The sequence below is a fragment of the Pseudomonas sp. 2725 genome (genome assembly GCF_050434585.1).
GTDB lineage: Bacteria > Pseudomonadota > Gammaproteobacteria > Pseudomonadales > Pseudomonadaceae > Aquipseudomonas > Aquipseudomonas jessenii.
In genome coordinates this window covers 287,279-301,847 of sequence record NZ_JBNDIV010000006.1, presented here as the reverse complement: position 1 = coordinate 301,847, position 14,569 = coordinate 287,279, and the positions used below count along the sequence as shown (strand labels likewise).

Sequence of the window (14,569 nt, the reverse complement as noted above, 5' to 3'; positions counted from 1 at the left end):
AGTCACTCCGGGAACGCGCCGCCATTGGCCGGCTGCGATTCGACTTCCAGCAGTGTCAGCTTCAGGGTCTTGCCGCCCGGAGCTGGCCAATCGATGTGCTGGCCAACCTTCAGGCCGAGCAGCGCGCTGCCCACCGGCGCCAGGATCGAGACCTTGCCTTCGTCGGCGTTCGCATCCTTGGGGTACACCAGGGTCAGGTGGTAGTCCTTGCCACTGCCTTCTTCGCGGCAATGCACACGGGAATTCATGGTCACGACATCCGCCGGCACTTCATCGTGGCCGACCACGGTATCGGCGCGATCCAGTTCGGTTTGCAGCGCAATAACGCCCGGCAGCGTGTCGTCCAGGCTGTCGATCAGACGCTCCAGACGCTGGACGTCCAGACGGGTAAGGGTGATGGAAGGTGAGGTCATGATCTGGGCAGACTCCTTTCTTCTGCACGAAAAAAGCAAAACCCCGCCAGAAAAAGGCGGGGTTTTCACAAGCCTCGATGGGTTGAGGCGTTTCTGGACACTATCACAGCTCAAAAAATATACAAGTCATGGCCAAACCGACGCTATGGACTTGTAGAGAACTCCTGTGGCGAGGGGGCTTGCCCCCGTTCGGCTGCGCAGCAGCCGTAAAAACTTGGGGCCGCTACGCGACCCAACGGGGGCAAGCCCCCTCGCCACAATGACTCACTAGACTGAAGCTTTGCGGTGGGCAGCCTGCGCACAAATCACCCGCCTACGCTCGTCATCAGCCGAGCGCCACTCACGAATATCTTCGACATGGCGGAAGCAGCCCAGACACACTTTCTGCTCGTCCAGCCGGCACACACCGCTGCAGGGCGACGGTACCGCCGGGCTGACATTGCTGTAGAGCGGTTTGGGCGCACGGACAGGCGCAGGCTGGGTCACGATCTCACAGGCCTTCGAAATCGAGTTCGACACCGGCCTGCTGCTGGACGATACGCTCAAGCATTTCACCCAACTGCTCTTCGCTCTTGTCGCACATCCAGCGCTCGCTTTCTTCGTCGTAGTCGAAGTGGAAACCACCGGATACCGCTGCCAGCCACAGCTGGCGCAGCGGCTCCTGGCGACTGAAGATCAACTGGCTACCGTTCTCGAACTTGACCGTCAGCACACCGGCCGAGCTTTCGAGGTCGATATCCAGGTCGCTCTCGTCAAAGATGTCCTCCAGGGATTGCTGGGTGGCATCGACCAGGTCATGGAAACGCGCTTCGGACAAACTCATTACGGCAACCTCAAAAAGTGTCTGATCAGGCTCAAGCGCCGCAAGATACGGGCGAGTCCCGGTGATTGCAAAGGATAACGACCTTTGGGAGCGGGCTTGCTCGCGAATACGGACTGACATTCAACATTGATGTCGACTGACACGACGCCTTCGCGAGCAAGCTCGCTCCCACAAGGATTGCATGATACCGACCGGCATCGGGCCGAGCCCCGCCGGACGGACGGTCCGTTGCATAGGCAAGCTGCCGGGTGGCCGGTATACTCCGGCGCAATTAATGCATTTTCAAGGATTTCGCCATGAAGCGCCTGATCTCTTCCCTTGCTGCGCTCCTCGCGGTTGCCTGCCTTGTGTCGGCCTGCGGTCAAAAAGGCCCGCTGTACCTGCCCGATGAAGACCAGGACCCTGTGGAGCAAGCCAAGTCGTCGCAGCAGCAGCCTGCCTCCAAAGCACACAAGCACGACGTCTACCAATAATAAGGGAACCTCATGGACGCTTTTAACTACCGTGACGGTGAACTGTTCGCGGAAGGTGTTGCCCTGTCTGCCATCGCCGAGCGCTTTGGTACACCCACCTACGTTTACTCGCGCGCACACATCGAAGCCCAATACCTGGCTTACGCCGATGCGCTGGTCGGCACACCGCACCTGGTGTGCTATGCGGTCAAGGCCAACTCCAACCTGGGCGTCCTGAATGTCCTGGCGCGTCTTGGCGCCGGTTTCGACATCGTCTCCCGTGGCGAGCTGGAACGTGTACTGGCCGCTGGCGGCAGCGCCGACAAGATAGTGTTCTCCGGCGTAGGCAAGACCCGTGACGACATGCGTCGCGCCCTGGAAGTCGGCGTGCACTGCTTCAACGTCGAATCCACCGACGAGCTGGAACGCCTGCAGGTGGTCGCCGCCGAACTGGGCGTTCGCGCGCCGATTTCGCTGCGCGTGAACCCGGACGTCGATGCCGGCACCCACCCGTACATTTCCACCGGTCTCAAAGAGAACAAGTTCGGCATCGCCATCGCCGACGCCGAAGACGTGTACGTGCGTGCCGCGCAGCTGCCGAACCTGGAAGTGGTCGGCGTCGATTGCCACATCGGCTCGCAACTGACCACCCTGCCGCCGTTCATCGACGCTCTCGACCGCCTGCTGGGCCTGGTCGATCGCCTTGGCGATTGCGGCATCTACCTGCGCCACATCGATCTCGGTGGTGGCTTGGGCGTGCGATACAAGGACGAGGAGCCGCCACTGGCTGCCGACTACATCAAGGCCGTGCGCGAGCGTCTCGACGGTCGTGACCTGGCGCTGGTGTTCGAGCCGGGCCGCTTCATCGTCGCCAACGCCGGCGTGCTGCTGACTCAGGTCGAGTACCTCAAGCACACCGAACACAAAGACTTCGCCATCGTCGACGCCGCCATGAACGACCTGATCCGCCCAGCGCTGTATCAGGCCTGGATGGACGTCACTGCCGTGAGCCCGCGCACCTCCGCTGCCCGCGCCTACGACATCGTCGGCCCGATCTGCGAGACCGGCGACTTCCTGGCCAAGGATCGTCAGCTGGCGCTGGAGGAAGGCGACCTGCTGGCCGTGCATTCGGCCGGTGCCTACGGGTTTGTCATGAGTTCCAACTACAACACCCGCGGCCGTGCCGCAGAAGTGTTGGTGGACGGTGATCAGGCATTTGAAGTGCGTCGCCGTGAAACGGTAGCCGAGTTGTATGCTGGCGAAAGCCTGCTGCCGGAGTAAAACCATGCTGCTGCGTTTTACCAAGATGCACGGCCTGGGCAATGATTTCATGGTCCTCGACCTGGTCAGCCAGCACGCGCACATTCTGCCCAAGCATGCCAAGCAATGGGGCGACCGGCACACCGGCATCGGTTTCGACCAGTTGCTGATCGTTGAAGCGCCGAGCAACCCGGACGTGGATTTCCGCTATCGGATCTTCAACTCCGACGGTTCCGAAGTGGAACAGTGCGGCAACGGTGCGCGCTGCTTCGCCCGTTTCGTGCTCGACAAGCGCCTGACTGCAAAACGTGTGATTCGCGTCGAGACCAAAAGCGGCATCATTGAGCTGGACGTGCGTAACGACGGGCAGATCAGCGTCAACATGGGCGCCCCGCGCCTGGTGCCAGCGGATATTCCGTTCCAGGCGCCGGAGCAGGCCAAGAGTTATCAGGTCGACGTCGACGGCACCCCGGTCGATCTGGCTGCCGTGTCCATGGGCAACCCCCATGCGGTGGTACGGGTCAGCGACATCAACAACGCGCCGGTGCATGAACTGGGCCCGAAAATCGAACATCACCCGCGCTTCCCGGCACGGGTCAATGTCGGCTTTCTCCAGGTCATCGACCGGAGCCGCGCGCAGTTGCGCGTATGGGAACGCGGGGCCGGGGAAACCCAGGCTTGCGGAACCGGCGCCTGTGCCGCCGCAGTGGCCGCGATCAGCCAGGGGTGGATGGATTCGCCGCTATTGATCGACCTGCCTGGCGGGCGCTTGTCCATCGAATGGGCAGGCCCTGGCCAACCGGTGATGATGACCGGCCCGGCAGTACGCGTGTATGAAGGACAAGTGCGTCTTTGAGTGAGCGAAATCCATGACCGACAAGCCTCAGGTACCCGCACGACAAGCTGACGAATCACCGTCCGAAAGCCTCGAGGCGGCGGCTGTAGCCGCGTACCTGGAGGCTCATCCGGACTTCTTCGTCGAGCACGAAGAACTGCTCCCGTCCCTGCGTATCCCCCATCGGCGCGGCGATACCGTGTCGCTGGTCGAGCGTCAGATGACCATCCTGCGCGACCGCAACATTGAACTGCGTCATCGCCTGTCGCATTTGATGGACGTGGCCCGGGACAACGACCGCCTGTTCGAAAAGACCCGTCGCCTGATCCTGGCATTGATGGATGCTGCCAGCCTGGAAGACGTGGTGATGTGCGTCGAAGACAGCCTGCGCCAGGAATTCCAGGTGCCCTTCGTCAGCCTCATCCTGCTCGGCGACAACGCCATGCCGGTGGGCCGCTGGGTCACTCACGCCGAAGCTCAAGTGGCCATCGGCGGTTTGCTCTCGGAAGACAAAAGCGTCAGCGGCAGCCTGCGCGAGCATGAACTGGACTTCCTGTTCGGCGAAGAACAGCGCAAGCAGATCGGCTCCACCGCGGTTGTCGCCATCAGCCACCAGGGCATCCACGGCATCCTGGCCATCGCCAGCCGTGATCCGCAGCACTACAAAAGCTCGGTGGGCACCTTGTTCCTGAGCTACATCGCTGAAGTCATGGGTCGCGTGCTGCCACGGGTCAACAATTCCCTGCGCTCGGTACGCTGAACATGGAACGACAACTGGACGCTTACTGCGAACACCTGCGCAGTGAGCGGCAGGTGTCGCCGCACACACTGTCGGCCTACCGCCGCGACCTCGATAAAGTGCTGGGCTGGTGCGTCAAACAGAATATCGGCAGCTGGACGGCGCTGGACATCCAGCGCCTGCGTAGCCTGGTTGCCCGTCTGCACGCCCAAGGCCAATCGTCCCGCAGCCTGGCGCGATTACTGTCAGCCGTTCGCGGGCTCTATCACTACCTGAACCGCGAAGGCCTGTGCGACCACGATCCGGCCAATGGCCTCGCACCGCCCAAAGGCGAACGCCGCCTGCCGAAAACCCTCGACACCGACCGCGCCCTGCAACTGCTGGAAGGCGGGGTCGAGGATGACTTTCTGGCACGTCGGGACCAAGCGATTCTCGAGCTGTTCTATTCCTCCGGCTTGCGGCTTTCGGAGCTGACGGGGCTCAATCTCGATCAGCTCGATCTGGCTGACGGCATGGTCCAGGTGCTCGGCAAAGGCAGCAAGACCCGCCTGCTGCCTGTAGGAAAAAAGGCCCGCGAAGCGCTGGAGCAGTGGCTGCCATTGCGAGCCATGGCCAACCCGACGGACGATGCGGTGTTCGTCAGCCAGCAAGGCCGCCGCCTCGGCCCCCGGGCGATCCAGGTGCGGGTCAAGGCTGCCGGCGAGCGTGAACTGGGGCAGAACCTGCATCCGCACATGTTGCGACACTCCTTCGCCAGCCATTTGCTGGAATCGTCCCAGGACCTGCGCGCGGTGCAGGAACTGCTCGGACACTCGGACATCAAGACCACACAGATCTACACCCACCTGGACTTCCAGCATCTGGCAGTCGTCTACGACAGCGCCCACCCACGGGCCAAACGCATGAAAGGCGACGATTCATGAGTATTCAGTTGATCACCTTCGACCTCGACGACACCCTGTGGGACACCGCCCCGGTGATCGTCAGCGCCGAAGCCGTTTTGCGTGAATGGCTGACCGAGCACGCGCCCAACCTGGGGGCAGTGCCGGTGGAACATTTGTGGGCCATTCGTGAGCGCGTATTGAGCAACGAGCCTGGCCTCAAGCACCGCATCAGCGCCCTGCGTCGGCGGGTGCTGTTCCATGCACTGGAAGAGTCCGGTTATGGGCATGACGAAGCCTCGGACCTGGCGGACAAGAGCTTTGAAGTATTCCTGCATGCCCGGCATCAGATCGAAGTGTTTCCGGAGGTCGAACCGACCCTGGAAATCCTCGCCAATCATTACGCCCTCGGCGTGGTCACCAATGGCAACGCCGATGTGCGTCGGCTGGGCCTGGCGGATTACTTCAAGTTTGCGCTTTGCGCCGAAGACATCGGCATTGCCAAACCCGATGCGCGATTGTTCCAGGAGGCCTTGCAACGCGGTGGCGCGACCGCTGAATCGGCGGTGCACATTGGCGATCATCCAGGTGATGACATTGCCGGTGCGCAGCAGGCGGGAATGCGGGCGATCTGGTTCAACCCGGCGGGCAAGGTCTGGGAAGCCGAACGGTTGCCGGATGCGGAGATTCGCAGCCTGAGCGATTTGCCGGCATTGCTGGCGCGGTGGAATTCGGTATCGAACTGACAAAAAACCCGTGGGAGCGAGCTTGCTCGCGATGAGGGCTTAACATTCAAAATAAATGTTGCCTGACACTCCGCCATCGCGAGCAAGCTCGCTCCCACAGGGATCACCACTGGTTTCATGTTTTTTGTTTCAGGCATGAAAAAGCCCGCAGCGACGGCGGGCTTTTTCAGTAAGCGGGTAGCAGGCTCAGATAGGCCGGCTGCCGTACTTGTTGTCCGGCTTCTTGGGCGGATCGGCGACCACATTGGCCTCCACTTCCTGCACCTTGCCACCCTTGGCCAAAAACTCCTCCATGGCCCGCGCGAGAGCATCGCGTTCCTTGTTCTTGGCTTCGACACTCGGCAGCTCATCGACCGATACCGCTGCCTTGGCCTTGCCTTTGGCGGTCGGAACCGGCGCATCACCACCGTCGTCTTCAGCGACGTCTTCCGCCGCTGCTTCCAGACCTTCTTCGGTTTCGTCGTCGTCGCCTACTTCGAGGTCGTCGTTTTCCAGATCATCGTCGCTCATGTTCTACCTCATGACTTGCGAAAAGCAGATTAGTTATAGCCCAGCTTTGCCCTCTGTCGAAGGCTGCCGGAAAAAAATCAACAGCCGCTGCTGACCAGCGGTTATGCCTCTTCACCGTGCACGGTGGCGAGGACTTTACGGGCACCGCCATGATCACGGTGCTCGCCCAGATAAACGCCTTGCCAGGTCCCCAACGCCAACCGGCCTGCCGCAATCGGCAAACTGAGCTGACAGCCAAGCACGCTGGCCTTGAAGTGCGCCGGGAGGTCGTCCAGGCCTTCGTCGTTATGCTCATAGCCGTCTGTTCCTTGTGGGATCAGACGATTGAAAAATCGTTCGAAGTCGCGACGTACCGCCGGATCGGCGTTCTCGTTGATGGTCAACGACGCCGAGGTATGCTGCAGCCACAAGTGCAACAGACCGACCCGACACGCCTTGAGTTCAGGCAGGCCGGCGAGTAACTCGTCCGTTACCAGATGAAAGCCCCGGGGCCTCGCCCGCAAGGTAATCAGAGTCTGTTGCCACATACAGTTCTCCGCACGTTCGGGGCGCATTCTAGCGCGCTCTGTGAAAAAACAAAGGCCCTAATATTCCTTCAATCCTGTAAGCCTTTGGCTGCACAAAAACACCCGACGTAAACATCATAAAAGCTGTAGGAAAAAACCTTTCAGCTCAGCCTTCAACGACAAATTCCAGACAAAAAAATGCCCGGCAAGCCGGGCAGTTTTTTACGCGCTTGCTTACAAGTTGTAGCCGCGTTCGTTGTGAAGCGCCAGATCGATGCCGACCGCTTCTTCTTCTTCGTTGATACGCAGGCCCATGACCGCATCCAGCACCTTGAGGATGATGTATGTAGCGATCGCGGTGTAGATCACCGTGAAGCCCACGCCTTTGCACTGAATCCACACTTGTGCGGCGATGTCGGTCACGGTGCCGAAGCCACCCAGGGACGGAGCAGCGAACACACCGGTCAGGATTGCGCCGAGGATACCGCCGATACCGTGCACGCCGAAGGCATCCAGGGAATCGTCATAGCCGAGCTTGCGCTTGAGGGTGGTAGCGCAGAAGAAACACACCACGCCAGCCGCCAGACCGATTACCAACGCGCCCATCGGGCCAACGGTGCCGGCAGCCGGGGTGATTGCCACCAGACCGGCAACCACGCCCGAAGCGATGCCCAGTGCGCTAGGCTTGCCGTGGGTGAGCCACTCGGCAAACATCCAGCCCAGTGCAGCAGCAGCTGTAGCGATTTGCGTCACCAGCATCGCCATGCCGGCGGTGCCGTTGGCCGCAGCGGCGGAACCGGCGTTGAAACCGAACCAGCCAACCCACAGCATGGCCGCGCCCATCAGGGTGTAACCGAGGTTGTGCGGCGCCATCGGCGTGGTCGGGAAACCCTTGCGCTTGCCCAGCACCAGGCAAGCAACCAGGCCTGCTACACCGGCGTTGATGTGCACCACGGTGCCGCCAGCGAAATCGAGCACGCCCCAGTCCCACATCAGGCCACCGTTGCCGGACCAGACCATGTGCGCAATCGGCGCATACACCAGGGTGAACCAGATACCCATGAAAATCAGCATCGCGGAGAACTTCATCCGCTCGGCGAACGCACCGACGATCAGCGCCGGGGTGATGATCGCGAAGGTCATCTGGAAGGTGATGAACACCGCCTCGGGGAACAGCGCTGCCGGGCCGGTCAGACTCGCTGGCGTGACACCCGCAAGGAACGCCTTGCCCATGCCGCCGAAGAACGAGTTGAAGTTGACGACGCCCTGCTCCATGCCCGTGGTGTCGAACGCGATGCTGTAGCCATAAATGACCCACAGGACGCTGATCAGACCGGTAATGGCGAAGCACTGCATCATCACGGAAAGAATGTTTTTCGACCGAACCATGCCGCCGTAGAACAGCGCGAGGCCGGGAATGGTCATGAACAGCACGAGAGCTGTCGAGGTCAACATCCAGGCGGTGTCGCCGGAGTTGAGGACTGGGGCCGCCACTTCGTCTGCCGCCAGAGCAAGGCTGGGCATTACGATGGACAACAGGGCTCCTAGCCCTGCGAATTTACGCAGAGTCATATTGTTTTCTCCTGGGGCGTTGGGTTTGTGGCGGCTTAGATCGCGTCGGTATCGGTTTCGCCGGTACGGATGCGAATCGCCTGTTCCAGATTGACCACGAAGATCTTGCCGTCACCGATCTTGCCGGTGTTGGCAGCCTTGGTGATGGCCTCGATTACCCGGTCCAGATCCTTGTCGTCGATGGCGACGTCGATCTTCACCTTGGGCAGGAAATCGACCACGTATTCCGCGCCGCGATACAGCTCGGTGTGACCCTTCTGCCGACCAAAGCCTTTGACTTCAGTGACGGTAATGCCCTGCACGCCGATCTCGGACAGCGACTCGCGTACGTCGTCCAGCTTGAACGGCTTGATGATGGCAGTGACTAGCTTCATGAAAACTCTCTCCCGAATTTGGTGGACTTGCCCCAGGAAAACAAACCCGTCTCAAGTCTAAGCGCAGTGCCTGGCTTTGTAACGCATCGTCGGCCTTACCTGCCCGTTCGACGCCAGCTAACCGCTCCTCACGAAACACTCCCCCGCGTTCCGTTTGGCGCACTGCATTCGTCACAGCGACTGCATCAGTGCATGGGTCACCAGCATCTAAGCAGAAAGCTTGCCATCTCCACAAAACCGACTGTTTTCAAGCCATTACAGGTGGATGGTGGATACTTCGCGACAAGACCCCGCACGTTACGCACAACAACGGTGCAACGCCGCCTGTCCCAATGCGCGAAAAGCGTGCATCCCTTGCCCGCGCAAATGACTATAGACACTGCGTGATACACTGCCCGTCATTGTTTCCAGGACATTGCCCATGCTCGCGCCAAAAGACTTCCTCGACGCCCTCACCGGCACCGCCTCCCGCCTTTTCAGCGGTGACACGCCACTGCCGAAAGCTGAAATCGAAAGCCAGTTCAAAATGTTGCTGCAGAGCGGCTTCAGCAAACTGGACTTGGTGAGTCGCGAAGAATTCGACAGTCAGATGGTCGTGCTGGCGCGCACACGGGCCCGCCTCGAAAGCCTCGAAGCGAAAGTCGCCGAGCTGGAAGCGAAACTGAACCCACCAACCGAATAACACCGCAAATGCTCACTGTGGAACCCAATCCACTGTGGGAGCGAGCCTGCTCGCGAAATGGTCGCCACGACCTTCAGACTCACCTGTAGGAATTGCCGCAACCTGCGCTCTTCAAGCCCGCAAGAATCCCGGCAACTTCCTACGAAGATCTCATTCCCCGTCCGATTGCGCCGCAAAGCTCCGGTTCCTAAGCTCACTCCCAACTGATTAGCCAGCAATGGGTTTAGCGACTCGAACAGCACCCGACGCACCGTGACCACGTTCGAACCAGAGATTTATTCCTTTCTCGAATTACGGCCGTGCATGGAAGACCTTCGGGCCTGCCAGTATTTCCGCAGGCTTCGGTTCGCCAATTCGCTCGAAAAAGTTTAAGCCCATGTTACATGGCTTAGATAATAGTTTGTGATGAGCACAACTTTTTAAATGGAATACTGTTACCAACACCACAAGGAGCAACACCCATGAAAATATCCAAGTCTTTAATTGCCGTTTTCGCATTGACTGCATTTCACATAAGTTCAGCGGTCGCTGGGCCGTCCGTTACAGTCACATTCAAGAACCTTGGAACACAGACTGCTACGTATACCCCCATAACAAACAACGAAGCTATAACGAAAGCAAACGCATCACCTACTCCACAAGCGTCCGTGATTGCAAATGACTCAGATACGTACGTCATACAAAGCCAGATATCACCTGATTACAATCATGCTAATTTGCGATATCAAATTGGTAACAAGAAATGTATTTATTTAGCTACATTTGTGACTACTCCTGGCTTTGGCGCGAGTAAAATTCCAAAGTGGAATAATACGGCCACGCCTAGTGGTGGGGCCACCTGCACCATCAAGGTAACCAAAGCAAATCCGTCCTCCTATGCTTGGTCAGTAGTAATCACCATGAAGTAAAGCATGTAGCGGGCCTTAAGTGGCTTGTAAGATCTTGCTAAGGCATCAACATTTATTAGGCGATGCATCATATTTTAGTCATCGAACAGGGAGCAGAAAAGAATGGTTAATTCACTAAACAATTTTGCAGCTAACAGCGGCCAAGCGCTCGCTGGAACAAAAAAATTGACAGCGACTCCCGGCAAAAACCCAGGCGTCAACCAAAGCACACCCCAAGGCCCACTTGGCAACGCACGAGATAGTAGTACCGTTTCCACCCTAGCGAGCCAATTGAGCGAAGCCTCAGTACGCGCACAGGCCCGGGATGCACGCCTAACTAGAACGGAACTGAGCTCGATGGCTAATAACACATTCAACGAGTTAGTGAGTGCTAATTATACTGCCAATAAATCAATATACGACTCTGAAGTTCCTGACACAGATAATGCCACATTACTCGCGCGCGCCAAAAGTGCGACACAGTATACAAACGGACTCGGCAAAAATCCGTTTTCGGGGATGCCCATGGATCAGCTTGCCTTAATTACTTACGATGACAGCGGCACCTTTACCATCAATGAAAGACGGGCAGCACTGGAAGAGTCAGCCAAACAAGAATTTGCATGGCGACAGAAAGTGGTGGCCGAAGCAGAGTTTGAATACAACAACACTGGAAAACTCACAAACTTCTCCAAAAGTGTCCTTGACCATTACAAGGGCTTGCCCCCAGTTCAGCAAGCACAGTACCCAAACAACTACGAAGCCAAACTTAAGCACTGGATAGATTTAGACTTCAACTATTTTACGAATGTCGCAGAAGGTAAAAAGAAGATGGATGCCGAGAGCTTCGCCGGCAAAATCCTGAACGGCGATAATAGCTTGTTTGACGACACAACTTCTTCCAAACAAGCTGCCTCAACATAAGTTGCTTGATTTACACGCGAAATAAATGCGCAGGGGCGTGTCAGGCTGGCTTTGTCAGCAGGTTTTACGACAGCTGTGCAGCCAAACTCAGCGTTTGGCTGCTGTTACAGAGCGTGGCTTCAGCAACATTCTGCGAAAGTTTCCCTCCTCTCCGACCGGACTCTACGACTACCCTTCAAAAACCCGCAGGAAGCGGCTCCCGTCATCTCAAGGAACGACCATGTCCCTCTCCATCGTCCACAGCCGCGCCCAGATTGGCGTGGATGCGCCCGCTGTCACCGTTGAAGTCCACCTGGCCAATGGTTTGCCGTCGCTGACGATGGTCGGTCTGCCCGAGGCGGCGGTTAAGGAAAGCAAGGACCGGGTGCGTAGCGCGATCATCAATTCGGGGCTGCAGTTTCCGGCGCGGCGGATCACGTTGAATCTGGCGCCGGCCGATTTACCCAAGGATGGAGGGCGGTTCGATCTGGCGATTGCCCTGGGGATTCTCTCGGCCAGTGTGCAGGTGCCTACGTTGACGCTCGATGATGCGGAATGCCTTGGGGAGTTGGCGTTATCAGGTGCCGTGCGGGCGGTTCGTGGGGTCTTGCCAGCGGCGCTGGCAGCGCGCAAGGCCGGGCGCTGGTTGATGGTGCCGCGAGCGAACGCCGAGGAAGCGTGCCTGGCCTCGGGACTGAAAGTAATTGCGGTGGATCATCTGCTTGAGGCCGTTGCGCATTTCAATGGGCATACACCGATTGAGCCTTATGTCTCCAATGGCCTGCTCTACGCCAGCAAACCCTACCCCGACTTGAATGAAGTGCAGGGGCAACTCGCGGCCAAGCGTGCGCTGCTGATCGCTGCCGCTGGTGCTCACAACCTGTTGTTCAGCGGGCCGCCGGGAACGGGAAAAACCCTGTTGGCGAGCCGCTTGCCGGGATTGCTGCCGCCCCTGGCCGAAAATGAAGCGTTGGAAGTGGCGGCGATTCAGTCGGTCGTCAGTTGCTCGCCGTTGAGCCATTGGCCGCAGCGGCCGTTTCGCCAACCGCATCACTCGGCGTCCGGCCCCGCGCTGGTGGGGGGCGGCTCGAAGCCGCAGCCCGGCGAAATCACCCTCGCCCACCACGGCGTCCTGTTTCTGGACGAACTACCGGAGTTTGATCGCAAGGTTTTGGAGGTGCTCCGGGAGCCACTGGAATCCGGCCACATCGTGATCTCCCGTGCCAAGGACCGCGTACGCTTCCCGGCGCGCTTTCAACTGGTCGCCGCGATGAATCCCTGCCCCTGTGGATATCTTGGCGAACCGAGCGGCCGTTGCTCCTGTACGCCGGACATGGTTCAGCGCTATCGCAACAAATTGTCGGGGCCGCTGCTGGATCGTATCGATCTGCACCTTACGGTTGCTCGCGAAGCCACGGCGCTGAATCCTGCGTTGAAACCCGGCGACGATACTGCCACCGCCGCCGAGTTGGTTGCCGATGCACGAGAACGGCAACAAAAGCGCCAAGGCTGCGCCAATGCATTCCTCGATTTGCCGGGCCTGCGCAGACACTGCAAGTTATCCACAGTTGACGAAACCTGGCTGGAAACGGCGTGTGAACGGCTGACCTTGTCGCTGCGAGCGGCCCATCGACTGCTCAAGGTTGCTCGCACCTTGGCGGACCTTGAGCAAGTCGATGGCATCACCCGTGAACACTTGGCCGAGGCGCTGCAATATCGGCCGACAACACTCTAGTCAGCATCACCCCTTGTTGAGGTCAACCAACGGCGTCTGCCGCACCTCAGTCTCCCGCCCACCCTGAATCTCGCTCACCTGCTTCAAGGCCTTATCCACAGCTGCCTTATCCGCCAACAAGCTGTAGCTGATGCGGAACTGCTTGTGTTCCTTCGGCCCAATCGTCGGCACCAGGTTCAATGGGCGCTGATACCGGCGGTTGTAGGAAAAACTCGTCCCCGGTTCCAGCCCCGTGACATAGCCCTGCCCCTGGGTATCGGTGTTTTTCCACAGGGAGAACACGGGCAGTGTTTGAGTATTGAAGCCGACCGAAACCCCCAGGCTGCCGGCCTTGTTATGTAACACGGTCAACGTATCGCCCTTGGCATCGGCATACGGCACCACGTTGTAAACCGTCTCGTCGTAGTCCTTGGTCGGTGCGCGGTAGGTTTGCCAGTCGGGCAGATCGCCTTTGGCTTTGTCGTTGAACGGTGAGACCTGTTTCACCGGCGCGGCGAAGCGGGCGCCCTGTTCCAGGAACGGCGTGCTGAAGTTGCTGTGATACAGCGCCTGGTATTCCTTCGGATAGTCACCGTTGTTGGTCAAGGTGTCGTTGAGGGCGAACGTTACGCTGCCGGGTTCGGTGACCAATTCGGTCGCCACGGAGAAGTCGACTTTCTTGAACGCCTGCTCTTTCAGCTCGCCACGCAGGCTGATGGCGTATGGCGGTTTTTCATCGATGTGCAGGGTGACTTTGTTGGCCGGAATGTTGGCGGCGCGGCCGTGCAGGGTCAGCAGTTCACCGTTGTCCATGCCGGGATGGCCGACCCATTCGTAGCCGCAGCGGGTGACCAGCTCATTGAAACCTTCCAGCCAGCCCAAGCCACCGCGGCCATTGAGTTCGATGAAGGACGGGTTGACCACTTCCTTGACCGGCGAATCCCAGCCCATGCGCACATTGCCGACCGAGGCCTGCAAGACGTTCATGCCGCGAGTCGGCACCACCGAGAGTTTCATCGTGCCGTTATCGATGTCGACGATGCTGACGCCCTCCTGCCGACCGCCGTGCAAGGTGCGCAGGGTCACGGAGAAGGGTTTGTCGGTTTTCACCCCGAGTTGCTGGCTGGTGATCTGCCAGCTCTGGGCGGCTTTGTCGGTGTCGAGCAGGACGTAATCCCAGGCCATGGCGTGGGAGGCAGCGGACAGCGCGCTGAGGGCAACGAAGAGTTTGAGCGGGGACATGGGGAAAGCCTTTCTTGGAGTTGTGCATTT

The 14,569-nt window shown here is 59.0% G+C and carries 18 protein-coding genes; 10 read left to right on the top strand and 8 right to left on the bottom strand.

Annotation, left to right across the window (positions count from 1 at the left end; genetic code table 11):
• Positions 1-2 precede the first annotated feature (2 nt).
• From rnk to cyaY, 3 genes are all read right to left on the bottom strand, one after another.
• Complete coding sequence (rnk, locus tag ABIE16_RS19120) at positions 3-413, bottom strand: nucleoside diphosphate kinase regulator (protein WP_057712783.1); 411 nt, start codon at positions 411-413, stop codon at positions 3-5.
• A gap of 267 nt (positions 414-680) precedes the next feature.
• The gene (locus ABIE16_RS19115) at positions 681-899 is read right to left on the bottom strand and encodes a DUF1289 domain-containing protein (RefSeq protein WP_079246817.1); all 219 of its coding nucleotides are present in this window, start codon (positions 897-899) and stop codon (positions 681-683) included.
• Positions 900-903: 4 nt separating this feature from the next.
• Positions 904-1,236: an iron donor protein CyaY gene (gene cyaY, locus ABIE16_RS19110; RefSeq protein WP_057712782.1), complete on the bottom strand. Its 333-nt coding sequence runs from the start codon at positions 1,234-1,236 to the stop codon at positions 904-906.
• A gap of 296 nt (positions 1,237-1,532) precedes the next feature.
• On the opposite strand from cyaY, the gene lptM reads away from it, so the two are divergent.
• The 6 genes from lptM to ABIE16_RS19080 are packed head-to-tail and all read left to right on the top strand — an operon-like array spanning position 1,533 to position 6,149.
• Positions 1,533-1,709 (top strand): LPS translocon maturation chaperone LptM, encoded by a 177-nt coding sequence (gene lptM, locus ABIE16_RS19105; RefSeq protein ID WP_007980804.1) that lies wholly within the window; start codon positions 1,533-1,535, stop codon positions 1,707-1,709.
• Positions 1,710-1,721: 12 nt separating this feature from the next.
• Entirely contained in the window at positions 1,722-2,969 is a 1,248-nt protein-coding gene (gene lysA, locus ABIE16_RS19100; protein ID WP_057712781.1) for a diaminopimelate decarboxylase, read from the top strand.
• Positions 2,970-2,973: 4 nt separating this feature from the next.
• Entirely contained in the window at positions 2,974-3,804 is an 831-nt protein-coding gene (gene dapF / locus ABIE16_RS19095) for a diaminopimelate epimerase (RefSeq protein WP_008015513.1), read from the top strand.
• 13 nt (positions 3,805-3,817) lie between these two features.
• Positions 3,818-4,543, top strand: a complete 726-nt coding sequence (locus ABIE16_RS19090; RefSeq protein WP_015097340.1) for a DUF484 family protein — start codon at positions 3,818-3,820, stop codon at positions 4,541-4,543.
• A 2-nt stretch (positions 4,544-4,545) separates the two neighbouring features.
• Entirely contained in the window at positions 4,546-5,445 is a 900-nt protein-coding gene (gene xerC / locus ABIE16_RS19085; RefSeq protein WP_429521734.1) for a tyrosine recombinase XerC, read from the top strand.
• Positions 5,442-6,149, top strand: coding sequence for an HAD family hydrolase (locus ABIE16_RS19080; RefSeq protein ID WP_429521733.1), 708 nt, complete (start codon positions 5,442-5,444; stop codon positions 6,147-6,149). Before xerC ends, ABIE16_RS19080 begins: the two co-directional genes overlap by 4 nt.
• A 186-nt stretch (positions 6,150-6,335) precedes the next feature.
• Here the strand turns inward: ABIE16_RS19080 and sutA are convergent, their stop codons facing one another.
• The 4 genes from sutA to glnK form a co-directional block, all read right to left on the bottom strand.
• Positions 6,336-6,659, bottom strand: coding sequence for a transcriptional regulator SutA (sutA, locus tag ABIE16_RS19075; protein WP_008050867.1), 324 nt, complete (start codon positions 6,657-6,659; stop codon positions 6,336-6,338).
• Between the two features lie 101 nt (positions 6,660-6,760).
• The gene (locus ABIE16_RS19070) at positions 6,761-7,186 is read right to left on the bottom strand and encodes a secondary thiamine-phosphate synthase enzyme YjbQ (protein ID WP_150724915.1); all 426 of its coding nucleotides are present in this window, start codon (positions 7,184-7,186) and stop codon (positions 6,761-6,763) included.
• 213 nt (positions 7,187-7,399) lie between these two features.
• Positions 7,400-8,737 carry an ammonium transporter gene (locus tag ABIE16_RS19065; RefSeq protein WP_057712776.1) on the bottom strand — a complete coding sequence of 446 codons (1,338 nt, stop codon included), beginning with the start codon at positions 8,735-8,737 and terminating at the stop codon, positions 7,400-7,402.
• A gap of 35 nt (positions 8,738-8,772) precedes the next feature.
• A complete protein-coding gene (glnK, locus tag ABIE16_RS19060; RefSeq protein WP_002555808.1) occupies positions 8,773-9,111 on the bottom strand; it encodes a P-II family nitrogen regulator in 339 nt (112 codons plus the stop codon).
• Positions 9,112-9,532: 421 nt separating this feature from the next.
• Here glnK and ABIE16_RS19055 point away from each other — a divergent pair, with 421 nt between their 5' ends.
• From ABIE16_RS19055 to ABIE16_RS19040, 4 genes are all read left to right on the top strand, one after another.
• On the top strand, positions 9,533-9,793 hold the full coding sequence (locus ABIE16_RS19055; RefSeq protein ID WP_046038993.1) for an accessory factor UbiK family protein: 261 nt from the start codon (positions 9,533-9,535) through the stop codon (positions 9,791-9,793).
• Between the two features lie 461 nt (positions 9,794-10,254).
• On the top strand, positions 10,255-10,701 hold the full coding sequence (locus tag ABIE16_RS19050; RefSeq protein WP_429521732.1) for a hypothetical protein: 447 nt from the start codon (positions 10,255-10,257) through the stop codon (positions 10,699-10,701).
• A 102-nt stretch (positions 10,702-10,803) separates the two neighbouring features.
• Positions 10,804-11,604 carry a hypothetical protein gene (locus tag ABIE16_RS19045; protein ID WP_429521731.1) on the top strand — a complete coding sequence of 267 codons (801 nt, stop codon included), beginning with the start codon at positions 10,804-10,806 and terminating at the stop codon, positions 11,602-11,604.
• 220 nt (positions 11,605-11,824) lie between these two features.
• Positions 11,825-13,318, top strand: a complete 1,494-nt coding sequence (locus ABIE16_RS19040; protein ID WP_057712774.1) for a YifB family Mg chelatase-like AAA ATPase — start codon at positions 11,825-11,827, stop codon at positions 13,316-13,318.
• Positions 13,319-13,324: 6 nt separating this feature from the next.
• On the opposite strand, the gene ABIE16_RS19035 is transcribed toward ABIE16_RS19040, so the two are convergent.
• A complete protein-coding gene (locus ABIE16_RS19035) occupies positions 13,325-14,539 on the bottom strand; it encodes an aldose 1-epimerase family protein (protein ID WP_340312816.1) in 1,215 nt (404 codons plus the stop codon).
• Positions 14,540-14,569: the final 30 nt, after the last annotated feature.